Here is a 25600-nt window from a genome sequence, read left to right on the forward strand (position 1 = left end):
GTCTCCGAGCAATTCAACAGTCGAGTTACCGACAATTTGCAAAAAAGATGATCTTGCGAATGCGCAGGTGAGGGCTCGAATGCTCAAATCCGTACTCAAGGTAGGTTTGCTTTGCGATAACCGGGTTGGCGTCAGGCAATGGGCGTGTGATACAGATCGCTACTCGGTAGTGAAATAGCAGGTAGGGCACACACCACACACATGGTTCACAGTTCTTCAGCGTGTCGCGATCACGGTCGGATGAACCCGACCGGCCCGGCACCCGCCACGACACCGGACCCGGCCGCCGGTTACGGCCGTTCGTTGCTGGACCGCGTCCTGACCGCGGTGCCCGACGGAGCCGCCCGGTTGACCCATCTCGCCGAGCTTCCGGCACGATCCGCGCAGGTCGTGGACTGGCCGGACTGGGCGCCGCCGGAGGTGATCGCGGCATTCCAGGCGAACGGCGTGGTCACGCCCTGGTCACACCAGGCGCGCACGGCCGAGCTCGCCGTTACCGGCCGGCACGTGGTGGTGTGTTCCGGCACGGCATCCGGCAAATCGCTGGGATACCAGCTGCCGGTACTCACCGATCTGCACCGGGACCCGCAGGCCACGGCGTTGTATCTGGCCCCGACCAAGGCGCTCGGCGCCGATCAGCTGCGCGCCACCGCGGCGCTCACCCACGACGGCGCGCTGCGCGACATCCACCCCGCGACCTACGATGGCGACACGCCCGCCGAGATCCGGCAGTGGGTGCGCGCGAACGCCCGGTGGATCTTCACCAACCCCGACATGCTGCACGCGGGCATCCTGCGATCACATCAGCGCTGGGCCCGGGTGCTGCGCCGGCTGCGCTATGTCGTCGTCGACGAATGCCACGCCTACCGGGGAGTTTTCGGCTCGAACGTGGCGCTGATCCTGCGCCGGTTGCGGCGGCTGGCCGCCCATTACGGCGCCGATCCGGTCTTCGTGCTGTGCTCGGCCACCACCGCCGAACCGGCCGCCGCCGCGACCGAACTGATCGGCGCCCGGTGCGTCGCCGTCACCGAGGACGGCTCCCCGGCCGGGGCGCGCACGGTCGCGCTGTGGGAGCCCCCGCTGCTGCCCGCCCTCAGCGGCGAGAACGGCGCTCCGGTGCGCCGGCCTGCGGCGTCGGAGGCCGCACGGATCATGACCGACCTGGTCGCGGAGGGCGCCCGCACACTGACCTTCGTCCGGTCCCGCCGGGCCGCCGAGACCGTCGCGATCGACGCCCGCCGCCTGCTCGCCGAGATCGACCCGGCACTGGCCGGCCGGGTGGCCGCGTACCGCGCCGGATATCTCGCCGACGACCGGCGTGAGCTCGAGTCGGCGCTCAACGACGGCACGCTGCTGGGGGCCGCCACGACCACCGCGCTGGAGCTGGGCGTGGACATCGCCGGGCTGGACGCGGTGGTGATCGCCGGTTTCCCAGGGACCGTGGCCTCGTTCTGGCAGCAGGCCGGGCGGGCGGGCCGGCGGACCCAGGGCTCGCTGGTGGTGCTGGTGGCCCGGGACGACCCGCTGGACACCTACCTGATCCACCACCCTCAGGCCCTGCTCGGCCGGCCCGTGGAGGCCACGATCACCGACCCGCGCAACCCGTACGTGCTGGGCCCGCACCTGGTCTGCGCTGCGCTGGAGCATCCGCTGACCGACCTCGAGGTGGCCGAACTGGGCGCCGGTGAGCTGGCCGCGGAACTCGCCGCCGACGGCCTGATCCGGCGCCGGGTCACCGGCCGCGGCCCGGGTCGCTGGTATGCCACCACCACCGAGCAGCCGCACGACGCGGTCGACGTGCGCGGCGGCATCGGCACGCCGGTGGCCATCGTCGACGAGGAGACCGGGCGCCTGCTCGGCACCGCCGACGCGGGCCGGGCGCCGGCCACCCTGCACCCCGGTGCGGTGCATCTGCACCAGGGCGAGACCTACGTGGTCGACGAACTCGACCTGGCGGCCGGGGTGGCCTTCGTGCACGCCGACCAGCCCGGCTGGTCGACCAGCCCCCGGACGGTGACCTCGATCGGGATCGTCGACGTGACCACCGAGCGACGATTCGGCGAGGTCACCGCCGCGCTGGCACGCGTCCGGGTCTCCCGGCAGGTGGTCGCCTACCTGCGCACGCTGCCCACCGGCGAGGTACTGGACCTGGTGGATCTCGAACTGCCGGAGCAGACGCTGCCCACCCGTGCGGTGCTGTACACGGTCACCCCGCGCCTGCTGACCCGGGCGGGCCTCGACGCGCGCCGGCTGCCCGGCGCCCTGCACGCCGCCGAACATGCCGCCATCGGCATGTTGCCGCTGGTCGCGAGCTGCGACCGCTGGGACATCGGCGGCGTGTCGACGGCCGAACATCCGGACACCGGCCTGCCCACCGTGTTCGTCTACGACGGCCACGCCGGTGGGGCCGGGTTCGCCGAACGCGGGTTCGCCGCGCTGCGCACCTGGCTGACGGCCACGCTCGAGGCCATCGAATCGTGTGGCTGCCCGAGCGGGTGTCCGTCCTGTGTGCAGTCGCCGAAGTGCGGCAACGGCAACCACCCGCTGGACAAGGCGGGCGCCGCCGCGCTGCTGTCCGCCGTGCTCGCCGAGCTCGGGACCAGCGAAAACCTGGCCACGACGGTGGATAACGCGCCGGTTGTCGAACCGTGACACCCCGGTCGTCGTAGCGTCCGCCGTGTCGTGATCGGGGCACGGCGAGTCGCGCGGACCGGTTTCGGCCGCGTCGTCGTGCCGTACGGATGTCATAAGGGCAGAATAAAAAGGAAATCCATCATGTTAACTACTTCATTGCTCGGGTGAAATTGCAGCGAACCTGAGAGCCTTGGGAATGGCGCCGGAGTCGAGCTGCGCAATTGAGCGGCACACCAATAATGGGGACTTAATTTCGGCAATTTCCACGATACCGCGAAGGTCCGTGTCACCACTCACTTAAAGCCGCCACCACCAACCGTTCGGTATTCATTCAGGTCCGTAAGGACCTGCCGGTCCGGCACGGGCACTGGCTCGAACCCGGCGTGACCCGAATGTCGCAAGTGAGACCTCCGACTCGACGGTCACCGTTACATCCCAATCCACAACCGCACACTCGAGAAGGCGAAATCCCGCGTGCCCGGCGATCGTCCCGGCGCGCGCACAACCCGCCGCGACACCACCGTCCAATGCCCCGGCCGCCGCCAGCGCGCTCAGGTCGGCGGCCGACTGCGCCCGGTGCCGCACCACGATCACCACCCCGATCTGACCGATCGACACGGTGACCGCCAGCAGCGCCACCACCGCGAGGCACCCGGCGACGCTGGCGACGCCGTCCTCACCGCCCGCCCCGCCGCTCATCGCGACACCTCCGGCTCCCGCACCGCGAAGGCCCCGGCACGCAACGACAGTCGCGGCAGCAGCGGCGTACGCGCCGTCACCGTCGCGGTCACCCGATCACCGTCGACCCGCACCGCCACCTCCGCCCCCGGCGGCGCGACCCGCCGCGCCGCCGCCACGGCCTCCCCCTCCGCGCCACGGGCAGCCAGCCGTGCCGCCTCCCGGGCGGCATCCACACACCGCACCTGCGTCACAGCGGCCAGCAGCCCACCCAGGCACATCACCACCACAGCCACCAACGCGGCCAACGCGATCGCCGCCTCCACCGTGACCGCACCCCTTTCCCCGCCACCCGGCGACCGCCGACGGGCCACCGACTGCGCACGGCGGGAACCCGACAGACCCGGAGCAGGGCCGCCGGACCGCCACCTCGAGGATCGGACGACCGACCACACCTCGTCGCGACACCGAACCAGCAGGGCGATACCCCGCCCGATACGACCGAAACGCCGCCGCACAGCCGTATCGGCGGCAGTGCCGAGATCGCGCGAGCGCCTCAGGGCACGGCGTTCAAGGCCCGGTCGATGATCTTGGTCAAGGCGCTGACGATGTTGTCGCCGGTGACCACCGTGTAGAGCACCGCGCCGAAGGCGGCAGCGGCGACGGTGCCGATCGCGTACTCGACCGTGCTCATCCCCGCGTCGTCCACCAGCGCCGTCGCCGACCGAATCCGCAACTCGCGCAGCAGCGCTCCCATCGTCGATCGCATGGATCTCCCCTTCCTCTCCGGTGGGCACGGCCGGTCCGTGCCACGTTCCCGCACCGATCACGGGAGTCCACCACCGAGCACCCGATCGGCCAGTCCGATCACCACCGGCACGATGCCGAGGCAGACGAAGGCGGGCAGGAAGCACAGCCCGAGCGGGCCGGCGACCAGCGTGCCCGCGCGGGCGGCTCGGGCCGTGGCCGCATCGGTCGCCGCCGCACGGCATCCCTGCGCCACCTCCGCCACGGCCTCGGCCAGCGCCGCGCCCGAGCGCGCCGAGCGCCGTATCAACCGTGCCAGCGTTCGCAATTCGTCGGAGCGGGCGTCGGCGGCGGCCCGCTCCCATGCGGCGACCGGGTCGGCGCCGAGTGCCAGTAGATCCGCCGCCCGGCGCAGCGGCGAGGCCAACGGACCGCCCGCCGCTCCCGCGACGGCCCGGGCGGCCGCCGCGACCGGCAGTCCCGATCGCAGACACGCGGCCAGCAGATCGAGTACGGCCGCGGTGGCGAGCGGGTCGGCACGGTCCGGTACGGCCGGATTCCCACTCACGGGAAGGGTTCTCATGAGCAGGAGCCGCAACCGGCCGGCGGCGACACCGCCGCCCGGGAGCAGCAGCACCGTGATGGCCAGCAGGCCCACCGAGACCGCAGCCGTCATCGCGACACCCCGTCGGTGATCGTGTCCGTCCACCACAGCCCCGCACAAGCGAGCGCGGTGCCCAGGGGAAGCAGCACGGCTCCCACACCCGGACCGAACAGCACCCCGAGGGGATCGGCGCCCATCAACTCCCCGAGCGCGAGTCCCAGCAGGGGCAGCGCGGAGAGTACGGCGGCGGTGGCACGGACGCCGGCCAGTTCGGCCGTCGCTCCCTCCCGGAAACGCATCCGGCCGGACAGGTCGGATCGGGCCGCCGACAGCAACTCGACGAGCGCCAGTCCGTGCTGCTCGGCCAGCCGCCACGCCATCGCGATCCGGCCCAGCTCGTCCGCGAGAACCGTTCCGGGAGAGATCAATCCGTCCGCCACGGAGCCGCCGAGCCGCCCGCGCGCGGCCCCGACCGTCAGTGCCCGTCCGGTCACTCCGGAGAGCTCGGCCGCGGCTGTCGCGGCTGCCGCAGCCGGGTGCGTGCCCACCCGAAGCTCGCCGATCACGGCCTCCAGCCCCTCGGACAACACCCGGCACTCGCGATCGTGCAGTCGTACCCGCCGGGCGCGCCGCACTCGTACCCCAGCCATTGCGCCGATCAGGCAGACCGCCATCAAGAGGCCGACACCTCCGGCTCCCGCAGCCACCAACACGACACCGGCGGCGATGCGAAACAGCCACTGATAAGGGACTTTTCGCACCAACTGCCGCTCCCCCAGCAACCGGAACAGCCGTCGCCGCGACCGCGTCCCCGGCCAGGCCAGCAGCGCGGCCGCACACAGGACCATCGCCCACACCTTCGGCCCGGAACCGATCGGCCCGGCAGCCCAGAGCGGAAGGACACCCACCTGCTCCACGAGCACCCGCCGCTCCGAGCTGTACCCGGCGAAACCGGCGGGCCGAGCCGAGCTCGCCATCACCGAACGGACGAACATCCCAGGCTTCGAACCGAATCCGGCCGCATCAGCGCACCGGGCAAACCGCAACAACGGGCCCGAACCCGCAACGGTCCTGCGTTTCGCACCACCACCTTCGGCAGGCCGAGCGGCGACGACGACCGCCGAGCGCACGAACAAGGCCCGGAGCTTCGGGTGCCGGGCGATACCGGCGGCCCGAGTCCGCGACACCGGAGCCATGAGTGCGAACACGGCTGGTACAGAACCACTCTCGGTCGATCGAGCCCATCGAGTGGAAGGCGCCGCCGATACGTGCGCAAACATCCGCCGTTTCGAACCGAATCCACCGGAATCGAGGGCGCGCCGCGAGAGCGCGTCCAGGGAATCCATCGACTTCGGGCGTGTGTCCGTGCCGGGTTCGGAAGATCGACCCGGAGGTGTGAGTGCCGGATATGCGGATGCATACAGCTTCGCTTGGGGTGCAACAACATCGGTGCACGAACTCGAGTCAGCGACCATCGAGGAGGTGAGCCTCCACGACGACGGGCCGCAGCCGGTGGGTCGGCCCGGGACCGTCGGCGTCGCCGATACGAGTGGCCGTGGATTCGGGACCCGATCCAACGGTCCGGCGGCCCTGGGCCGGAGCGTGACCGTGGGAGGCACGAGGGCCTGTTGTGTGCGTTGGCGCACAGCAGGATCGGTAGGCGCGGGCCGGACCGCCGGTGGTGAGGAGGCCGGCGCTGCGACTGCCGGTGGCAGGGTTGCCGACGGTGGGGTGGCCGTCAATCGGCGGAGACCGATGGGCCGGTCCTGTGACGGGGTGGTGAAAGGGGTCATGCCGATGTCCCCAGGCGTTCGTCGAGGAGGTGGTGGAGGGCGGGGGCGGCGGGGGCGGGGGATCGGTCGGCGCGCCAGGCGGCTTCGATGTCTACGCTGCCGTCGGGGGTGCGGGTGACCAGGCCGATCTCGCGGAGGGCGCGGGTGCCGTCGGGGCGGCGGTGCATGTGCAGGATCACGCGGACCGCGGCGGCGAGTTGACTGTGCAGGGCGGCGCGGCCCATACCACCCAGTGCGGCAAGGGCTTCCAGGCGGGCGGGCACCTCGTGAGGGGAATTGGCGTGAACCGTGCCGGCGCCGCCGTCGTGGCCGGTGTTGAGGGCGGTCAGGAGATCGATCACCTCCGGGCCGCGGACCTCGCCGATCACGATGCGATCCGGGCGCATCCGCAGTGCCTGGCGAACCAGGTCGCGGACGGTGACGGCGCCGGCGCCCTCCACGTTCGGAGTGCGGGCGACCAGTCGCACCACGTGTGGATGGGGTGGGGCGAGTTCGGCGGCGTCCTCGACGCAGACGATGCGTTCGGCGGGGTCGACCTCGGCGAGCAGGCCGGCGAGCAGGGTGGTCTTGCCCGCGCCGGTTCCGCCCACCACCAGGAAGGCGAGGCGGGCTCGAATGATGCGCTCCAGCAACGTCTTCGCGGCGGCCGGCAGTGAGCCGCCGGCGGTCAGTGCGCCGAGGTCGTGACCGGCCGGACGCAGGACTCGCAGGGAGATGCAGGTGCCGCCGTGCGCGATCGGCGCGAGGATCGCGTGCAATCGGATGCCGAGCGAATCACCGGGTATGCCTTCGAGTTCGGGCAGGCGGCCGTCGACCCAGGGCTGCGCGTCGTCGAGGCGACGGCCGACGGCCAGCGCCAGTCGTTGGGCCAGGCGCCGCACGGCGGCCTCGTCGGGGAAGGTGACCGAGGTGCGGTGGAGGCCGTGACCGCGATCGACCCACACCGCGTCGGGGGCGGTGACCAGGACGTCGGATACGTGTGGATCGTGGAGCAGCGGTTCGAGGACGCCGGCTCCGGTCATCTCGGTTTGCAGCAGGCGCAGGGCGCGCAGGAGATCGGTGTCGCCGAGTACGCCGCCGGATTCGGCGCGGATCGCGGCGGCCAGCCGGGCCGGGTCCGGCGGCGCGTGCTCACCGGCCAGGCGTTCGCGAACCCGTTCCAGCAGTTCGGGTGTCACCAGGGCGGTCATCGGCCACCGCCGCCGAGCTCGGCGAGCACCGCCTCGGCGGCGGATCGCAGTGGCCCGCGGGCCAGGGTGAGACCACCGCGCTCCAGGCGGGTGTCCAGGCCGGATTCGGCCCGCACCGCGGCCAGTAACGGGAGGCCGAGCGCCTCGGCGACCTCGGCGGCGCGCAGCCCGCCCGGGGCTGGTCCGCGAACGACCAAGCCCTGATTGGTGTTTCGCTGCCCGATGTAGGCGGAGACGGCCTGGGCCGCGGCGACCGCACGCAGTCGCGCGGGCACCACCAGCACGACCAGATCGGCGGCTTCGAGCATCGAATCGGCATGCGGGCCCCGCTCGCCGGAGACGTCGCAGACGACGAGATCGCCGGCGCCGCGGGCCGCCGACAGCACGGCGTGCACCGCGGCGGGACCGAGTTTCTCGGGGACCCGGCCGTCGAGGGCGCGGCCGCAGGCCAGCACGCCCAGACCGGGTGCGGCCGCGGGCAGCGCGGCATGCAGGGCGGCCGCGGCGACCCGGCCGTCCCGGACGACGAGATCCGGCCAGCGCAGCCCGTCTACCGCCTCGACTCCCAGCAGCAGGTCGATGCCGCCGCCCAGGCGGGCACCGTCGACCACCACGGTTTCGGGCCGGAAGCGACAGGCCGCGCCGACCAGGCCGACCGCCGCGGTCAGTACGGAGGCGCCGGCGCCTCCGGTGGCGCCCGCGACGGCGACCACGGTTCCGTCCGTGCTGGTCGACTCGGCCTCGGCGAACACTTCGATGAGCCGATCGGCATCGGCCGGTAGTGCGATCACCCGATCGGCGCCGACGGTGGCTGCGGCCTGCCATTCCGGCAGGCCGGGTTCGCCTTCGGTGACCAGGATGGTGTCGGGGCGGCGGGGATATCGGGCGAGCTCCGCGGCGCAGACCGTCGCGCTGTCGAGTACCACGAGCGCAGCGCCCGACCAGACGTGCCGCCCCGGCGGGACGGACGGTTCGTCGAGCCGTCGGTCGGCGGCCGCCGCGATCCGGCGGACTTCGTCACGCAGCCGATGCTCGGCGATCAGCATCAGCGCGGAAGGTGTTGTCGGCGATACGGAACCCATGCGGTCAGCGTCGCTTCCCGACGTCCGGCCCGACAGTGCCGATCGGCCGAATGTGGACAACTCCGGGGCTGTGAGCAAATTCGCTACTCCCAGTGACAGGCAACGACGCTGCCTCGTCTGCCGGAACCGACCACCGCCGTCCGCACCCGGCCCCGCACGAATGCTGATGCGTCAAGTGACGGTTGCTGCACCATGAATTGCCCACGGCGACCGGCAAGGTGCCACCGACGAGGCGCAGGCGCCGCCAACGCTCCGGAATCGATCCGAAACGGTCCGACCGGACGGCTCACCCGCGCCCGGCCTCGAGGGAGCTCCGCTGGGGTGCGGCCATGTTCGCCGAGGCGCGGCTGAGCATGCCCCGCAACGCGTCGGCCCTCCGACGGGGCGACGCCACTCGTCACCGCGCGACCGCGCAGGAACAGCGAAAACCTGTGTGCGAGCGGCCGCACGAGCCGAGCAGAGGCGAAAAGCGCTGGCGGCGAGGCTGCTCCGAACTCGGCGGGAACACAGCCGACCGCGGGCATATCTCGGCCCACCACGGCGACCCGGATACGAGCGCCGCCCCCGCCCGGTTCTACTCGGACAACTCCGGGATGTCGGCGCGATCGAAATATCTTGCACACCAACGAGTACGGCCCGCACACAGCCGACGTATCGGCGAAGTACCGAGCGCGGAGAGCCACGGGGTAACCTCCGGCAGCCCCGGTCGATACCGAAGCGCCTGCGGGCGTGGTGATATCGAAGCGCCGTCACCCGTGTCCCGACTCGGCCACATTCCGACTTGCGCCTCCCACCCTCCGGTCTCCGGTGGCCCGCATTGCGACACCGGTCCGGAGCACATCGAATTGCTCTCTACCACAACAGTATTCGGCCCAATGAGCACCCCTACAGGGAGGAGAAGGGCACAGTCGCCGACAGAAGCCCCGAAACGGGTGCGGGCACGCAGGACGAGGCGGCCGGACGCGATGGCACGGACGAAATCTCTCGATATGGAGGGGACGGAACTCGGATCCCGGAGTCGGCACCGCGCCGCGAATCACGCGAACGGCCCGGACAACGACCAGGTCGGAAATAGAGGACGGCCCCAGCCGGGGGGGAGGAGGCTGGGGCCGTCGGGTTCAGCCCCGGGGGGTCGGGCTGAACGCACCTGGACTATGTCCAGGTGCCGCCAATAGTACACCCAGGCACCGTGCGAAACGCAAGTCCGCCGGTCGCCGGTATACCGTCCCGCGCATCCCCGCGAACCTGGTCACTCGCTCGGCTATCGGCTTCCCTATCCTTGACCGCGTGACGGAGACCACCGGCGCAGGCGCCGAATCCCACACCGCGGCAGGCGCGAGAGCGCCCGCCGATTCCACCGGTGCCGACACCGGCTCCCGGACGACGGCCGTCCACGAATCCGCCGTCGGCGCACACGCCGAGCACGGCGCGCCGAGCGCCGGGAGCAACGGCTCGGGCGCACCCGCCGAGGTCGCGATCCGCACCGAATCCGGCAACGGTTCGGGCCCCGCGCCCGCCGCGGTCGCACCCGCGGGATCCGGCACCCACCCCGGTAGCCAGAGCGGCCGCGTCGCGGCCTTCTTCGACCTGGACAAGACGGTGATCGCGAAGTCGAGCGCCTTCGCGTTCAGCAAGCCGTTCTTCGCCCAGGGCCTGCTCAACCGGGGCACGGTTCTGAAGGGCAGCTACGCGCACTTCCTGTTCCTGCTCTCCGGTGCGGATCACGACCAGATGGAGCGGATGCGGGAGTACCTGACCAAGATGTGCGCGGGCTGGGACGTCGAGCAGGTGAAGTCCATCGTGGCGGAGACCCTGCACGACATCGTCGATCCGCTGATCTACGCCGAGGCGGCGGATCTGATCGCCGACCACAAGATCCGCGGCCACGACGTGGTGATCGTCTCGGCCTCCGGCGAGGAGATCGTGGGGCCGATCGCGGCCGCGCTGGGCGCCACCCACACCGCCGCGACCCGCATGGTGGTGGAGGACGGCAGGTACACGGGGGTTGTCGAGTTCTACTGCTACGGCGAGGGGAAGGTGCGAGCGCTCCAGCAGCTGGCCGAGGAGCACGGTTACGACCTGACCCGCAGCTACGCGTACTCGGATTCGATCACCGACGTGCCGATGCTGTCGGCCGTCGGCCACCCGACCGCGGTGAATCCGGACCGCGCGCTGCGCCGGGAGGCGACCACCCGAGGCTGGCCGATCCTCACCTTCTCCGATCCGGTGTCGCTGTGGTCACGGATCCAGACCCCGTCCTCCACGACCGTCGCGGCCACCGTGGCGGTCGGACTCAGCGCCCTGGTGGCCGGCGCCATCAGCTACCGATTGCTGCGCCGCAGACAGTGATCTTGTAGATCTCGATTCCCCTTCACCCCTTGCTGTGAGCTGCCTCACAGAGTAACAATGGTGCCACGGAAGGACGGAAGGCCAGGATCGCGCCGGAAGAGAAGGCCCGATCTCCCGACCCACCCTTCCCGGCACGGACGCCGGGCACCCACGCGGAGCGCGCCGCGACAAGGGCATCAGCGTTGTGGGCCTGCGAAATCCGGAGCGGCGGTGGCGAGAGCCTTGCACAGGTTGCGGGGATGAACCACCGGGTACCGGAGAGTCGCCGAGGCCGCAGAACACAACCCGACCAGCACGCCTGGTAACCGGGCTGCCCGTGCCAGCGGGCGGTGAGGTCACGATGACCACACCGCCCGCTTGTGTGTCCGGGTCAGGCGGCGCTGTCGGCGATGGATCGCGCCTCACGGGCGCCGTCCACCAAGGCCTCGCAGCACAGGATGGTCCAGGCGCCCACCCCGGCGGGCCCGCCCACGGCGAACCCGGCGGCCGCCTCCAGATATGCCGGTCGGCGCCGCAGCCAGAACACCTCCGGCACCCCCAGCGCGTGCGGATCCAGGCCACGGGACACCGTGACCAGACGGGCGGCCGCCCGCGCGACCAGGCCGTCGGCGGTGCCGAACGGACGCAACGCCAGCAGTTCCCCGTGCACCACGGCGGCCAGCACCGGCGCCGGCGCGTTCGAGGTCAGCACGGTCTGCGCCAGCAGGTCCAGCCGCTCGGCGACACCGGATTCGGCGCGCGGGCGGCCCAGCGATTCCGGATCTTCCACCAGGTCGGTGGCGGCCAGCAGGTGCAGCCGAGCCAGCGCTTGCAACGGCGCGCGCTGCCACACCCCCACCAGATTCCGCAGTGCGTCGCCGTCGAGGGCCTGACCGACCCGCAAAGAGCCCGCCAGCACCGGATCGGCAACCTGTCCGTCCGGGGGCAGTTCGGTGGCCGCGCCGTCGATCGCCGCCGAGGATCGGGCCGCCCGCACCGCCGCCTCGGCTGCCGTCACGGGCCAGCCGCGCCGGTTCGCTCGATGCATGTGCACCTCGGCGAGCGCGTCCCGCGCCCGGTCGGCGGCCTCGCGCACACCCGGTAGATCGGCCAGGGGCCGCAGCACATCGGTCACGCCCCCACGCTACTGTCAGGCCGGTCGCGGCAGATTCCGGCCCGGGATGGCGTCCAGCAGGCGCCGGGTGTACTCGGTGCGCGGCCGGTCGAACAGCTCGCCGGTGGGCGCGGCCTCGACGATCCGGCCCTGCTGCATCACCAGCACCTCGTCGGCGATCTGCCGGACCACGGCCAGATCGTGGCTGATGAACAGGTACGTCAACCCCAGTTCCGCTTGCAGTTCGGCGAGCAGGGTCAGGATCTGCGCCTGCACCAGCACGTCCAGCGCCGACACCGCCTCGTCGCAGACCACCAGTTCCGGCCCGGATGCCAGGGCCCGCGCGATCGCCACCCGCTGCCGCTGACCGCCGGACAGCTCGTTCGGATACCGCCGCAGGATCGAGGCGGGGAGTGCGACCTTGTCGAGCAGGTCCCGGACGGTCCGCTCGCGCTGTGCCCGGGTCCCGATGCGATGGGTGCGCAATGGTTCCTCGAGGGTGCGGTGGATCGAGTACATCGGGTCGAGCGAACCGTACGGATCCTGGAACACCGGCTGCACCCGCCGCCGGAAATCCAGGAGCGCCTTGCGATCCAGCGTGGCCAGCGGCCGGCCGTCGAAGGTGACGGCGCCCGAGGTGGGCGTCTCCAGTCCGAGAACCAGTTGTGCGACAGTCGATTTCCCGGAGCCGGATTCGCCCACCAGCGCGGTGGTGGCGCCGCGGCGCAGCCGGAACGAGACGTCGTCCACCGCGACGAGTTCGGTGCCGCGCCACGGCGCGTTGCCGCGGATGCGGAATTTCCTGGTCAGACCGTCGGCGACCAGGACATCGTCCCGAGGTTCCGACGGTACGGCGGCCCGTGGCCGTACCGTCGCGGTCAGCGAGGGGGCGGAGGCCACCAGCCGCTGCGTGTAGGGGTGTCCGGGCTCGCGCAGAATCTGTTGTGCCGGACCGGATTCCACCACGCGACCGCGATACATCACGACCAGGTGACCGGCCCGTTCCGCGGCCAGGCCCAGGTCGTGGGTGATCAGCAGCACCGCGGTGCCCAGTTCACCGGTGAGCCGGTCCAGGTGGTCGAGGATCTGCCGCTGCACCGTCACGTCCAGGGCCGAGGTCGGCTCGTCGGCGATGAGCAGTTTCGGCCGGCAGGCCAGACCCATCGCGATCAGCGCGCGTTGCCGCATGCCGCCGGAGAATTCGTGCGGATACTGCCCGATCCGCCGCTCGGCGTCGGGCAGTCCGGCCTCGGCCAGGAGTTCCACCGCCCGCCGCTGGGCCGCCCGGCCCGTCGCGATGCCGTGGGACCGCAACGTTTCCCGCACCTGGAAGCCGACCGTCCACACCGGATTCAGATTCGACATCGGATCCTGCGGGACGAAGCCGATCGCACGCCCCCGGACCGCCGCGAGTTCCCGGCGCGGCGCGGTGACCAGGTCCTGTCCGTCGAATCGGATGGAACCACCGGTGATCCGGCCGGTACCCGGCAGCAGGCCGATGATCGCGTGCGCGGTGGTCGACTTGCCGGAGCCGGACTCACCGACGATCGCCACCGTCTGGCCCGGATACACCGTGAGCCCCGCGCCGCGCACCGCCGGGACCGCGCGACCGCCGGAGGTGAATTCGACTGCCAGGTCCCGGATTTCGAGCAGCGGCGCGGCCGCGTCGGCGCTCACCGCGGCCGCGCCCGGGGATCGAGCGCGTCGCGGACCGCGTCACCCAGCATCAGGAAACCGAGGATGGTGAACGCCAGCGCCGAGGCCGGATAGAACAGGATCGCCGAGGTACGGATCTGACGCTGATCGGCGGCGATGTCCGAACCCCAGGAGACGATCGTGCGGGACAGCCCGACACCGAGATACGACAGCGTCGCCTCGGTGACGACGAACGCCCCGAGCGACAACGTGCTCACCACGATCAGCGGCCCGATCGAGTTCGGCAGCACGTGCCGCAGTAGTACCCGGGGCCGGGACACGCCGAGAGCCTGTGCCGCCGTGACATATTCGCTGTTCTTCGCCTGGATCACCGCCGCGCGGGCGATACGCGCGGCCTGCGGCCAGCTGAACGACGCCAGGGTGAGCATCACCGTCCACACCGTGCGAGCCGCGAGCAACTGCATGATGACGATCGCGGCCAGCATCAGTGGCAGCGCGTAGAAGATCTCCGCGATCCGCGACACGATCCCGTCCAGCAGGCCGCCGTAATACCCGGCCACGGCACCGAGCGCACCACCGATCACCAGGAACAGCACCGTCGCCCCGACCCCGGTGCTGACCGAGGCCCGGGCCCCGTACACGGTGCGGGCGAAGATGTCACAGCCTTGCTGATCGAAGCCGAACGGATGTCCGGACCCGGGTCGCCGCATGCTGACATCGCCGTTGCAGTAGCGCGGATCCAGGTCGGTGAACACTCCGGGCCAGGCCACGGCCAGCAGCACGACGGCGATCACCACCACGGCGATCAGGAAGATCGGATTGCGGCGCAACCGCCGCCACGCGTCACCCCAGACCCCGCTCGGCGCGCCGCTCTCGTCCAGGGCGTCGACGGCGAGCAACTCCACCTCCTCCGGCGGCGCCACCACATGCTCCTGACCGGGTAGTTCAGGCATAGCGAATCCTCGGATCCAGAGCCGCGTACAGCAGATCGACCAGCAGGTTGGCCAGCAGGAAGATCACCACCAGCACCGTCACGAAGGCCACCACCGTGGGTGGTTCGCCGCGGGTGACCGCCTGGAACAGGGTGCCGCCCACCCCGGGAATGTTGAAGATGCCCTCGGTGACCACCGCACCGCCCATCAGCACACCCAGATCGGCGCCGAGAAAGGTCACCACCGGAATCATCGAATTGCGCAGGATGTGCACCACGACCACCCGCCGACGGCTCAGGCCCTTCGCGGTGGCGGTCCGGACATGGTCGGCGATCATGTTCTCCGCCACCGCATTCCGGGTCAGCCGCAACACGTAGGCGAACGACAGCGACCCCAGCACCAGCGCGGGCGCCAGCAGTGCGCCGAGATCCGACCGGCCGCCGACGGTCACCGGCACGATCCCCCAGCGCACCCCGAACAGGAACTGCACCAGGAAACCCACCACGAAGATCGGCACCGCGATCACGACCAGACTCAATGCCAGCATCACCGTGTCGAACGGACCACCCCGGCGCAGCCCGGAGATCAGCCCGAAACCCACCCCGAACACGGCCTCGAAGCAGACCGCCAGCACCGCCAGCCGGAACGTGATCGGAAACGCCCGGGCCAGTTCGTCGCGCACCGGCCGCCCGGAGAACGACGTCTCGAAATCGAAGGTGGCGATGCCCTTCAGATACTCCAGGTACTGGATCACGAACGGCCGGTCCAGGTGATAGCGCGCCCGCAACGCCGCGTCCACACCCGGGGTCATCTGGTGATCCCCGGCCAGCGCCCGGATCGGGTCACCGGGAATCAGGAACACCATCGCGTAGATCAGCAGTGTCGCCCCGAAGAACACCGGAATCATCTGCAGCAGTCGCCGCACCACATACCAGCCCATAACCCCTCACCCGCCGAGTCGCCACCGCCCGAGGCGGTTTCGGCTCACTTCTCGATGTTCTCGAAGTCGAACAGGCCACACCAGGTGACGTCGGCCCGCTTCACCTTGTCCGATCGGCCGGCCGCGACGTCGTAATCGAAGATCGGGATGTCGGCCATGTCCTGGAACAGGACCGTCTGGGCGCGGGCCAGCGTGTCGTAGGCCTGCTCGGGGGTGGCCGCGGCCTGGGCCTCGAACAGCAGCTTGTCGAATTCCGGGTTGCTGTACTGGATGTCGTCGGTCTGCGATCCGCTGAGATACATCGAGGTCAGGAATTCGAACATGGACAGGTAGTCGCCCTGCCAGCCGTACCGGAACGCCTTGCCGATGGTCTTGGCGGTGATCTCGTCGCGAATGTTCTTGAAGGTGGGATAGGGCGCGCCGACCGCCTCGATGCCGAGAGTGTTCTTCACGCTGTTGGCGACGGCCTCGATCCACGCCTGATGACCGCCGTCGGAGTTGTAGGCGATCTGATAGCTGCCCGACCAGGGCGAGAGGGCGTTCGCCTGCGCCCACAACCGGCGCGCCTCGTCCGGGTTGTATTTCAGCACGTCGGCGCCGGGCAGATCGCCGCGGAAGCCGGGCAGGGTGAAGGCCGTGAAATCCCGCGACGGCACCCGGGTGCCGTGGAAGATGTTGGCGGCGATCTGATCCCGGTTGATCGCCAGCGAGATCGCCTTGCGCCGCAGCACCCCCTCCGGCCCGGCGAAGTGCGGCACCGTCGGCTGCACCCCGATGTGCTGGCTGTAGGCGATCGGCTTGCTGATCGCGCGATCACCGAGATCCTGTTTGTACGTGGCCAGCGCACTGTCCGGAATCACGTCCAGCGCATCCAGATTGCCCGCTTGCAGATCGGCGTAGGCGGTGTCGTAGGACTGGTACATCACGAACCGCAGGCCCTTGTTCCGCGCCGGGCGGCCGCCGTGATAGCCCGGGTTGGGGGTGAGGTCGATCCGGACGTTGTGCTGCCAGTCGCCGAACGTGTAGGGCCCGTTGCCGATCGGGGCGGCGCCGAACGCCTTCATATCCTTGAAGGCGACGTCGGGCAGTGGATAGAACGGCGCGAAACCCAGTTGCAGCCGGAAGTCGATCGACGGCTGTTTCAGGTCCACCGTGAAGGTCCGGTCGTCGACCACCTTCAATCCCGACATGGTCTGTGCCCGAGGCGGATTCGCGGACACGTCGTCGTAGCCCGCGATCGTGGCGAAGGCCCAGTTCTGCAACTGCCCGTTGCTGCCGAGGGCGCCGTAGTTCCAGGCGTCGACGAACGACTTCGCGGTCACCGCGGTGCCGTCGGTGAAGGTCCAGCCCGGCTTCAGCACGATCGTGTAGTGCTGCCGATCCGGTGAATCGATCGACTGGGCGACCTCGTCGTGCGGGGTACCGCTCGCGTCGTAGTACTCCAGCCCCGCGAACAGGCGGTCCACCACCCGGCCGCCCATGTTCTCGTTGGTATCCGTCGGGATCAGTGGGTTCTGTGGTTCGCCGCCGTTGACGGTGACGATCGTGGCATCGCCGCTGCCGCCGGTGGAACAACTGGTCAGGGCCGGGCTGATCGCCAGCAACGCCGCCGCGGCCAGCGCGGTGAGAGTCCGGATTCGCAACGCAATTCCCCCGTTCGGGTGAAGCCTTGGATGCATGGACAGTAACCACGTACCACCGGATTGTCAGCGCAAGTGGAGCGGCCGGTCCCACCGGGAGCCGGCCCGCGGGCGGGTAACCGTCCGTTAGGGTCGGAACGTGGCCGCGGTCACCCCGGCCGAAGCGCATGCGAAAGAAGAGACGACATGACCGATTCCACTGCCGATCCTCGGGACTCGTATCCGCCGACCGCGGAGTTCGCCGCCGCGGCCAATGCCGACACCGCGCTGTACGACCGCGCCGCCGCCGATCGCGAGGAGTTCTGGGCCGAGCAGGCCGGTCGCCTGCACTGGCACCAGCCCTGGACGCGGGTGCTGGACTGGGACGACGCACCAGTGGCGCGCTGGTTCACCGGCGGCAAGCTCAACGTCGCCTACAACTGCGTCGATCGGCATGTGCTCGACGGTCACGGCGACCAGGTGGCGATCCGCTGGGAGGGCGAGCCCGGCGACTCCCGCGACCTCACCTATGCCCAGTTGCTGGCCGAGGTGTCGCAGGCCGCCAACTACTTCACCGAACTCGGTCTGGTCCCCGGCGACCGGGTGGCCATCTACATGCCGATGGTTCCCGAGGCGATCGTGGCGATGCTGGCCTGCGCCCGGCTGGGGCTCACCCATTCGGTGGTGTTCGCCGGCTTCTCTCCCACCGCGCTGCGCCAGCGCGTCGACGACGCGCAGGCCCGGCTCGTCGTCACCACCGACGGCCAGTGGCGCCGCGGCAAACCCGCGCCGCTGAAGGAGGCCGTCGACGAGGCCCTGGCCGGCGACGAACCGTCCAGCGTCGAACACGTGCTGGTGGTGCGGCGCACCGGGATCGAGGTGCCGTGGACCGCGGGCCGGGACCTGTGGTGGGACGAGACGGTCGCGCACGCCTCCGCGGAACACGAGGCCCAGCCCTTCGACGCCGAACATCCGCTGTTCATCCTCTACACCTCCGGCACCACCGGGAAGCCCAAGGGCATCCTGCACACCTCCGGCGGTTATCTGACCCAGGCGTCCTACACCCACCACTATGTCTTCGATCACCAGCCGGAACGGGACGTGTACTGGTGCACCGCCGATATCGGCTGGGTCACCGGGCACAGCTACATCGTCTACGGGCCGCTGTCCAACCGCGTCACCGAGGTCGTCTACGAGGGCACCCCGAATTTCCCGGACGAACACCGGCACTGGCAGATCGTCGAGAAGTACGGCGTCACCATCTACTACACCGCACCCACGCTGGTGCGGACGTTCATGAAGTGGGGCCGGGAGATTCCGGACGCGCACGATCTGTCCAGCCTGCGGGTACTCGGCTCGGTCGGCGAGCCGATCAACCCGGAGGCGTGGCGCTGGTATCGCGAGGTCATCGGCGCGAACCGGACCCCGATCGTGGACACCTGGTGGCAGACCGAGACCGGCGCCATCATGATCTCCCCGCTGCCAGGCGTGACCGCCGCCAAACCCGGCGCCGCCATGACCCCGCTGCCCGGTATCTCGGCCAAGGTCGTCGACGAGGAGGGCAAGGATCTCGCGGCAGTGGTGCCCGCGGACACGGATTCCGGCGTCGTCGGCTACCTGGTGCTGGACCAGCCGTGGCCGTCGATGCTGCGCGGTATCTGGGGCGACCCGGACCGCTACCGCTCCACCTACTGGGAACGGTTCGCCGATCAGGGCTGGTATTTCGCCGGTGACGGCGCCCGGCTCGACGCCGACAGCGACCTGTGGGTACTCGGCCGCGTCGACGACGTCATGAACGTCTCCGGCCACCGGATCTCCACCGCCGAGGTCGAATCCGCACTCGTCGGGCATTCCGGGGTCGCCGAGGCCGCGGTGGTCGGCGCCGCCGACGCCACCACCGGCCAGGGCATCGTCGCGTTCGTCATCCTGACCGGCGGCACCGCGAACACCGGTAAAGCCCTGGTCGACGAACTCAAGGCCGAGGTCGCCCGCGAGATCAGCCCCATCGCCCGGCCCCGGGAGATCCACGTCGTCCCCGAACTGCCGAAGACCCGCTCCGGCAAGATCATGCGGCGGCTGCTGCGCGATGTGGCCGAGGGACGTGAACTCGGCGACACCAGCACCCTGGTCGATCCGACGGTATTCGAGGCCATCCGCGCCGAGAAGAATTGAGCCGGGAACGAATAATCCCAGAACGAATTAGGGCGAGAGGGAAATTACGGCGACCGCCGCGACAATTCGAAGCGGCGGTCGCTGAACCATCCGCGGTCGGACGCTACTGTTGCGACCGGGCCGTGTGTGGGTAGGCGCGCGGCGACACCGACGACCGTCGCGGCACGACGCGGCAGGGCGGGCAGCACCGGAACAGCGAGAAGGGTCGAGCAATTGAGCTTCACACAGGGCGGTAACGGGCGCGACGGGGGCCGCAATCGGACCATCACCTCGATTCCGCTGTCCGACGTCGACACCACGGCGGCCGCCACCATCGGTGATCTCGTGCGCGATGCGTCGGAGCAGGTGTCGACCCTGGTCCGGGCCGAGGTGGAGCTGGCCAAGACCGAGGTCGGCCGCGAGATCCGCAAGGCCCTGCAGGGCAGCGTGTATTTCATCGCGGCACTGACCATCCTGTTGTTCAGTACGTTCTTCTTTTTCTTCTTCCTGGCGGAACTGCTGAACGTGTGGCTGCCGCGCTGGGCGGCGTTCCTGATCGTGTTCGGCCTGATGGTGGCCGCCACCGCGGCGCTGGGCGTGCTGGGTTATCTGAAGGTCCGCCGGCTGCGGGCGCCGGCCAAGACCCTGGAGACGCTCAAGGAGACCCGCTCGGTGCTGCCGCACGGGCTCGGCCCGCACGCCGAGCCGGTTTCCGCCGGGGTCGATGAACACGTGGTTACCGACAGGTCCGGGCGATAAACCGGCCACTACGCTCCAGCAGCGTGTCGTCTACTCCGAGCCCGGATCCGTCCAGCGTCCGCTACGACGGGGCATGGACCCATCGGGACGTGCATGCCAACGGCATTCGTTTCCATCTCGCCGAGGCTCCGGAATCCCACGCTCGTGCCGCGTCGGGTCAGCGGGCCGGGGTCGACGCGGACGCCACCCTGGTGGTGCTGCTGCACGGCTTCGGTGATTTCTGGTGGTCGTGGCGGCACCAGCTGACCGGGCTGGCCGACCGGGGTCACCGGGTAGTCGCGGTCGACCTGCGCGGCTACGGCGATTCCGACAAGCCACCGCGTGGCTACGACGGCTGGACCCTGGCCGGTGACGTGGCCGGTCTGATCCGCGCGCTCGGCCACACCGAGGCCACCCTGGTCGGGCACGCCGAGGGCGGACTGGTGTGCTGGGCGACGGCGGTACTGCATCCGCGGCTGGTCCGATCGATCGCCCTGGTGAGCTCGCCGCATCCGATCACGCTGAAACAGGCGGTGTTGCGCGACCGGCGGCAGCGGGCGGCGTGGCTGCCGAACTTCCTCCGCTACCAGCTACCCCGGTATCCGGAGCAGTTGCTCACCAGCGCCGACGGTTTCGAGATCGAACGACTGCTGCGTTCCCGGGTCGACCCGCGGTGGGCGGCCTCGGCCGAATTCGTGGACACCGCCCGGCGGATGCGGTCGGCGATCCGGATCCCCGGCGCCGCGCACTGTGCGCTGGAGTACCAGCGCTGGGCGTTCCGCAGCCAGTGGCGGCCCGACGGCCGCCGCTTCATGTCGATGATGCGGGAGCCGGTGCGGGTTCCGGTGCTGTCGCTGTACGGCGAAACCGACCCCTACATTCTCGACACCACCATCCGCCGCGGCCACCACCTCGCCCCGAACCGCCGGGTCGCCCAGATCCCCGGCGCGGGTCACTTCGCCCACCAGGAGAATCCGGACGTGGTGACCGCGGAACTGGCCAAACTGCTGGGCCGACCTGGCAGCTGACGCCGAACCGGTGCGGCCGGTTCGGCCCGCCGCACCGGAATCGGCACGGCACACCGGAAATCAGCCCGCTACACAGCTGATCGGCCGCCGCATCGCCGACCGGTCCGGCCACGCGGGCGGTCGGCGGCGGCCGTACCGATCAGCTCAGCACGCAATCCCCGGTGCCGACCGGCTGGGTGGAACCGGTCGCGGCGTCCAGATCGGTCCGGACCTCACCGAGGGTGAGCACGTAACCGGTGTCGTCGTCGGTCACGGCGGCGCCGAAGACCACGCCGAGCACCTCGCCGTCGGTATCCACCAGCGGGCCACCGGAATTACCGGCCCGCACCCGGCCGCGCACGGTGTAGACCTCGCGCTCGACGGTGCCGCTCTTGTAGATGTTCGGACCCGTCAGATCCAGCGTCTCGCGAACGCGGGCAGCGCTCGCGGTGTACGGGCCGCCGCCGGGATAGCCCAGCACGATGGCACTCTGCCCGGACTTCGCCGCGACCGCGGCCAGCGGCACGACCGGCGCGTTCAGCCCCGGCACCGCCAGCACTGCCACATCGCGGGACGGATCGAACAGCACCACACTGGCATCCAGCGGACCGCGCGCGGTGTCCACCTGCACGGTGGTGGTGCCCGCGACCACGTGCGCATTGGTCATGATCCGCTCGGGCGCCACCACGAACCCCGAACCCTCCAGGGCCCGTTGGCAACTCGGCGCGACGCCACGAATCCGCAGCACACTGTGCTGGAGGTTCAGCGCCACCGGGGTGTCCAGCACGCTGGGATCCGGCGGTTCGACGGCGGCGATCGGCGCCCGGCCGAACGGGCCGATCACATCCGGCAGCCCGGATGTGTTGAGCAGCCGCGAGAATTCGTTCGGCACCCGCCGCAACCAGTTCGGCGCGACCTCGTTGACATCCGAGAGCACCCGGGAACCGTTGACGGCCGCGGCAATTCCCGGCTGCGAGGAGGAAGCCAGCGGCAACGCCAGCAGCCAGGCCGTCACCAGCACCGCGACGCATTGCAGCGCGGCGCCCACCACACTGTCCACACTGCGGGTGAACGGATGTCGCATGCCCGAGCGGGCCGCCCGGCCCAGCACCATCCCGGCCACCTCGCCGATGATGACCAGGGCGACGATCAGCACCACGCCGACCAGCACCCGTTTCCGGCCCTCACTGATGTGGATGAGGATGTGCGGCGCGATCAGGATGCCCGCCACCGCGCCCAGCACCACGCCGAGAAAGGCCAGTGCCGACGCGACCGCGCCCTGACGCCACCCGGAGGAGGCCGCCAGCAGCGCGATGATCACGACTGCCAGGTCGAGCCACGCCGAGGAACTCATAACGTCATCCCCACTGCCGCCAGCGATGCCTGTAGATCACGCACGTCGTGGTGATCCCATTCCCTTTCCCATCCCGACACCGCCAGCAGGCCGGCCAGGACACCGGCGGTGAAACCCCAGACCAGCATGCCGTCGACGGCGAACGCGGGCCCCATGTAACCCCGCGGATGCCGGACGACGAACCGATTGGCCGGATCGAGCAGATGCGCCAGCGGCACCCGCACCACCCGGGTCGCCTCCGCGACGCTGACCACGCCGACCCGGCCGGGGGTGCGCCAATAGGCGACCACCGGTGTCACGTCGAATCCGGACACCGGGACGAAGATCTTCGGCAGCACCGCCAACGGCTGCACGCCGGCCGGCTCCAGCCCGGTCTCCTCCTGCGCCTCCCGCAGTGCCGTGGCGATCGGCCCGTCGTCGCCGGCCTCCACGCCGCCGCCGGGGAACGCGACCTGCCCACTGTGCTGACGCAGCGTGGCCGCGCGCTGGGTGAGCAGGACGTCCGCATCGGCCGGCAGCCCGCCCGGCGCGGCCGCATCATCCGCCGGCCCACCGCCGAACAGCACCAGCACCGCCGCCTGCCGGACCCGCGACGCCATCGCCGCGTACTCGTGCAGCGTGGACCGCCGCGTCAGCACCTGATTCACACCGGTCGGATCGGCCGGCGGATGCTGCGCCACCGCACGCAACCACACGGGAATGTCACCGGGGCCGTGATGCCCGGCGACCACCACCGTTCCCGCCCGACCGTTCGCACCGTCACCCACCGAACCGCCGCGGTCTCCTCGCGGCTCCGGGTCGCCGAGCCCGAGCGAGGTGGATCCGGGGCTGCCTGGCTCCTGCGTCAGGCTCTCGTGCCACTGATCCGCCTCGGGCACTTGATCATTCATGCCATGTTGCCCGGGCACGAGTGGAGGGCCTTCGTGGTCACGCTCCGCTGCCGCCTCCGGCCCTTGACCACTCATGCCGCGATCCCCAGTTCGCGGTCGACCGTGGCGGCGATGTCGTCGGCGTTGTCGAACGGCCGGACCACGACCTTGGCCAGCGAACCGTCGGCGCGGAGCAGGACGGAGACGGGCAGTACCGCGGGGGCCCGGACGGCGGTGCGGAGCCGGGCGTCGGCATCCTGCACGCCGGGGAGATGGACGCCCAGGTCCGAGAGCCGGGCCAGGGCCCGGGATTCGGCCGGATCACTGTGCACGGTCAGCACATTCACGCGGTTGCTCGCGCGGGTGGCGTACTGCTGCACGGCCGGCAGTTCCCGGGCGCACGGCTGACACCAGTACGCCCAGAGGTTCAACAGGGTGGGACGACCGGCGAGGGCGGCGGCGAGGTCGACGGGAGCGCCGGTGGCGAGGCAGTCCAGCGTGAGGCCCGCCAGCGGCCCGGTGGTCACCGGCGCGACGCCGGCCGCCGGATGCGGGCAGTCGGTCAGGCCCGCCGCAGCCCGCAGTTCCCCGGGGACGGCCACGGTTTCGCTCGATGCGACCGGGCCGGCCGCCGCGGAACGATGGTGGTCACGCGGCCATACGGCGACCGCGAGCGCGACCACGGCGATGACTGCGACCAACGTCCAGCGCCATGCCGGGGGAAAGGTTCTCACCGGCCCACCAGTTCGAGCAGATGTGGCGCCTCGGGTCCCTTCACCAGTGCGGCCGCGACGACCGGATCGGTCGGCCCGGCGCCGAAGGACGGGCAGTCCTTGGCCAGCACACACGCGCCGCACGCGGGCTTGCGGGCGTGACACACCCGGCGACCGTGGAAGATCACCCGATGCGACAGCATGGTCCAGTCCTTGCGCTCGATCAGCGCGCCGATGGCGTGCTCGATCTTCACCGGATCGTCCTCGGTGGTCCACTGCCAGCGCTGCACCAGCCGGCTGAAATGAGTGTCGACCGTGATTCCCGGCACATCGAAGGCGTTGCCCAGGATCACGTTCGCGGTCTTGCGGCCGATGCCCGGCAGCCGGACCAGTTCGTCGAGCGTGCCCGGCACCTCGCCGTCGTAACGCTCCAGCAGTCCCTGCCCGAGTCCGATCAGCGAATTGGCCTTGTTCCGATAGAAACCGGTCGGGCGGATGTACTCCTCCAACTCGGTACGGTCGGCCTCGGCATAGGCGCGGGCGTCCGGGTAGCGGGCGAACAGGGCGGGCGTGGTCAGGTTCACCCGCACATCGGTGCACTGCGCGGAAAGTATGGTGGCGACCGCCAATTCGAGCGGCGTGCGGAAATCGAGCTCGCAGTGCGCATCCGGAAAGGCCAGCGTCAGATTCCGATACATCCGCCGCGCACGCCGCACCAGGCCGAGCCGGGTTTCGCCCGCGAACCGCCCGGCCGGGGTCGCGCCGGTCCTGCCGCGCCGGACGGGGGTCGCGGAGGCTGGGGTCGCGGAAGCGGGGGCGGCGAGCGCGGAATCGTCGGACGCCGCGGCTGCAACCGGTTCGTGCCCGTTCACGGCGGCGGATCTGGGTACACGCACCCGTCCACCATACGGAACCGCACCGACGGCTGCGCCGATAGCGGGTGAGAGTGCGCAGCCCCGTTCGACCCACCGTGTTCCATCCGAGACCTTCTCAGTGTTTACTCCTCCGTATGCAAGGACTCGCTGTGGTGCTCTTCCCGGTGGTGCTGATGCTGTTCGCGCTGTTCATGGAACGGGTCGAGAACCGGCTACGCAAGTTGCTCGAGCCCGAGGAAGAGGTACAGCAGTACCTGGACCGCGCAAGCAACGCCGAGGTCAACGAGCTGGCGAAGCTCGGTGTCCCACCTGCCGCCGCCCGGATGCGCCGCGCTCGCACCAGGAACGACGAACTGGACGTCGCACAGGCCAGCTGACACCTGCCCGGGGCGGCGCCGACCTGCGGATTGCCATGACGGCGACCGCGGGCGCCGGTCGCGGGAACCTCCGAGGCACCGCGTGCGTTGCACGAACCGCACGTTACGTGGTGTCTGTCACTACGCTGCGCGCGCGCAAAGTAGACTGCACTGTCGGCCGAATCGCTACGGTCCGGAGGACAGAGCCAATCGTCGGATA

The 25600-nt window shown here is 70.4% G+C and carries 22 protein-coding genes; 6 read left to right on the plus strand and 16 right to left on the minus strand.

Features of this window, described 5'->3' with window-relative positions:
• Positions 1–240: 240 nt before the first annotated feature.
• Positions 241–2652, plus strand: a complete 2412-nt coding sequence (locus LBW94_RS14765; protein ID WP_225061622.1) for a DEAD/DEAH box helicase — start codon at positions 241–243, stop codon at positions 2650–2652.
• A gap of 309 nt (positions 2653–2961) precedes the next feature.
• Here the strand turns inward: LBW94_RS14765 and LBW94_RS14770 are convergent, their stop codons facing one another.
• The 7 genes from LBW94_RS14770 to ssd form a co-directional block, all read right to left on the minus strand.
• Positions 2962–3333: an Rv3654c family TadE-like protein gene (locus LBW94_RS14770; protein ID WP_225061621.1), complete on the minus strand. Its 372-nt coding sequence runs from the start codon at positions 3331–3333 to the stop codon at positions 2962–2964.
• Positions 3330–3638 carry a TadE family type IV pilus minor pilin gene (locus LBW94_RS14775; RefSeq protein WP_323137863.1) on the minus strand — a complete coding sequence of 103 codons (309 nt, stop codon included), beginning with the start codon at positions 3636–3638 and terminating at the stop codon, positions 3330–3332. The genes LBW94_RS14770 and LBW94_RS14775 overlap by 4 nt, the downstream gene beginning before the upstream one ends.
• A 230-nt stretch (positions 3639–3868) precedes the next feature.
• A complete protein-coding gene (locus LBW94_RS14780; protein WP_225061636.1) occupies positions 3869–4069 on the minus strand; it encodes a DUF4244 domain-containing protein in 201 nt (66 codons plus the stop codon).
• 69 nt (positions 4070–4138) lie between these two features.
• Positions 4139–4735 (minus strand): type II secretion system F family protein, encoded by a 597-nt coding sequence (locus LBW94_RS14785; RefSeq protein ID WP_225061620.1) that lies wholly within the window; start codon positions 4733–4735, stop codon positions 4139–4141.
• Positions 4732–5640: a type II secretion system F family protein gene (locus LBW94_RS14790; RefSeq protein ID WP_225061619.1), complete on the minus strand. Its 909-nt coding sequence runs from the start codon at positions 5638–5640 to the stop codon at positions 4732–4734. The genes LBW94_RS14785 and LBW94_RS14790 overlap by 4 nt, the downstream gene beginning before the upstream one ends.
• An 812-nt stretch (positions 5641–6452) precedes the next feature.
• On the minus strand, positions 6453–7646 hold the full coding sequence (locus tag LBW94_RS14795) for a TadA family conjugal transfer-associated ATPase (RefSeq protein WP_225061618.1): 1194 nt from the start codon (positions 7644–7646) through the stop codon (positions 6453–6455).
• Positions 7643–8728 carry a septum site-determining protein Ssd gene (gene ssd / locus LBW94_RS14800; protein WP_225061617.1) on the minus strand — a complete coding sequence of 362 codons (1086 nt, stop codon included), beginning with the start codon at positions 8726–8728 and terminating at the stop codon, positions 7643–7645. The genes LBW94_RS14795 and ssd overlap by 4 nt, the downstream gene beginning before the upstream one ends.
• A gap of 1587 nt (positions 8729–10315) precedes the next feature.
• On the opposite strand from ssd, the gene LBW94_RS14805 reads away from it, so the two are divergent.
• Complete coding sequence (locus tag LBW94_RS14805) at positions 10316–11077, plus strand: HAD-IB family hydrolase (protein WP_225061635.1); 762 nt, start codon at positions 10316–10318, stop codon at positions 11075–11077.
• Between the two features lie 370 nt (positions 11078–11447).
• Here LBW94_RS14805 and LBW94_RS14810 read toward each other — a convergent pair whose 3' ends face one another.
• Genes LBW94_RS14810 through LBW94_RS14830 form a run of 5 tightly spaced genes read right to left on the minus strand, consistent with a single transcriptional unit; the run spans position 11448 to position 17377 of the window.
• Positions 11448–12191, minus strand: a complete 744-nt coding sequence (locus LBW94_RS14810; protein WP_225061616.1) for an oxidoreductase — start codon at positions 12189–12191, stop codon at positions 11448–11450.
• 15 nt (positions 12192–12206) lie between these two features.
• Positions 12207–13847, minus strand: a complete 1641-nt coding sequence (locus LBW94_RS14815) for an ABC transporter ATP-binding protein (RefSeq protein WP_225061615.1) — start codon at positions 13845–13847, stop codon at positions 12207–12209.
• Entirely contained in the window at positions 13844–14779 is a 936-nt protein-coding gene (locus tag LBW94_RS14820; protein ID WP_225061614.1) for an ABC transporter permease, read from the minus strand. The genes LBW94_RS14815 and LBW94_RS14820 overlap by 4 nt, the downstream gene beginning before the upstream one ends.
• Entirely contained in the window at positions 14772–15698 is a 927-nt protein-coding gene (locus LBW94_RS14825; protein ID WP_225061613.1) for an ABC transporter permease, read from the minus strand. Before LBW94_RS14825 ends, LBW94_RS14820 begins: the two co-directional genes overlap by 8 nt.
• Before the next feature lie 44 nt (positions 15699–15742).
• A complete protein-coding gene (locus tag LBW94_RS14830) occupies positions 15743–17377 on the minus strand; it encodes a peptide ABC transporter substrate-binding protein (RefSeq protein ID WP_416276886.1) in 1635 nt (544 codons plus the stop codon).
• Between the two features lie 147 nt (positions 17378–17524).
• Here LBW94_RS14830 and acs point away from each other — a divergent pair, with 147 nt between their 5' ends.
• The 3 genes from acs to LBW94_RS14845 all read left to right on the plus strand — a co-directional run bounded on the left by acs (position 17525) and on the right by LBW94_RS14845 (position 21234).
• Entirely contained in the window at positions 17525–19489 is a 1965-nt protein-coding gene (gene acs / locus LBW94_RS14835; protein WP_225061612.1) for an acetate--CoA ligase, read from the plus strand.
• A gap of 213 nt (positions 19490–19702) precedes the next feature.
• Positions 19703–20227 carry a phage holin family protein gene (locus LBW94_RS14840; RefSeq protein ID WP_225061611.1) on the plus strand — a complete coding sequence of 175 codons (525 nt, stop codon included), beginning with the start codon at positions 19703–19705 and terminating at the stop codon, positions 20225–20227.
• 23 nt (positions 20228–20250) lie between these two features.
• Complete coding sequence (locus LBW94_RS14845; protein WP_225061610.1) at positions 20251–21234, plus strand: alpha/beta fold hydrolase; 984 nt, start codon at positions 20251–20253, stop codon at positions 21232–21234.
• 139 nt (positions 21235–21373) lie between these two features.
• Here the strand turns inward: LBW94_RS14845 and LBW94_RS14850 are convergent, their stop codons facing one another.
• The 4 genes from LBW94_RS14850 to nth all read right to left on the minus strand — a co-directional run bounded on the left by LBW94_RS14850 (position 21374) and on the right by nth (position 25045).
• Positions 21374–22567: a MarP family serine protease gene (locus LBW94_RS14850; RefSeq protein WP_225061609.1), complete on the minus strand. Its 1194-nt coding sequence runs from the start codon at positions 22565–22567 to the stop codon at positions 21374–21376.
• Positions 22564–23268 (minus strand): NUDIX hydrolase, encoded by a 705-nt coding sequence (locus LBW94_RS14855; RefSeq protein ID WP_225061633.1) that lies wholly within the window; start codon positions 23266–23268, stop codon positions 22564–22566. The genes LBW94_RS14850 and LBW94_RS14855 overlap by 4 nt, the downstream gene beginning before the upstream one ends.
• Before the next feature lie 260 nt (positions 23269–23528).
• Complete coding sequence (locus tag LBW94_RS14860) at positions 23529–24170, minus strand: TlpA family protein disulfide reductase (RefSeq protein WP_225061608.1); 642 nt, start codon at positions 24168–24170, stop codon at positions 23529–23531.
• Positions 24167–25045 carry an endonuclease III gene (nth, locus tag LBW94_RS14865; protein ID WP_416276887.1) on the minus strand — a complete coding sequence of 293 codons (879 nt, stop codon included), beginning with the start codon at positions 25043–25045 and terminating at the stop codon, positions 24167–24169. The genes LBW94_RS14860 and nth overlap by 4 nt, the downstream gene beginning before the upstream one ends.
• 128 nt (positions 25046–25173) lie before the next feature.
• Between nth and LBW94_RS14870 the strand changes: the two genes are divergently transcribed.
• The gene (locus tag LBW94_RS14870) at positions 25174–25401 is read left to right on the plus strand and encodes a hypothetical protein (protein ID WP_416276901.1); all 228 of its coding nucleotides are present in this window, start codon (positions 25174–25176) and stop codon (positions 25399–25401) included.
• The last annotated feature ends 199 nt before the right edge of the window (positions 25402–25600 follow it).

The sequence above is a fragment of the Nocardia sp. alder85J genome (assembly GCF_020176955.2).
In the GTDB taxonomy this organism is placed as follows: Bacteria; Actinomycetota; Actinomycetes; order Mycobacteriales; family Mycobacteriaceae; genus Nocardia.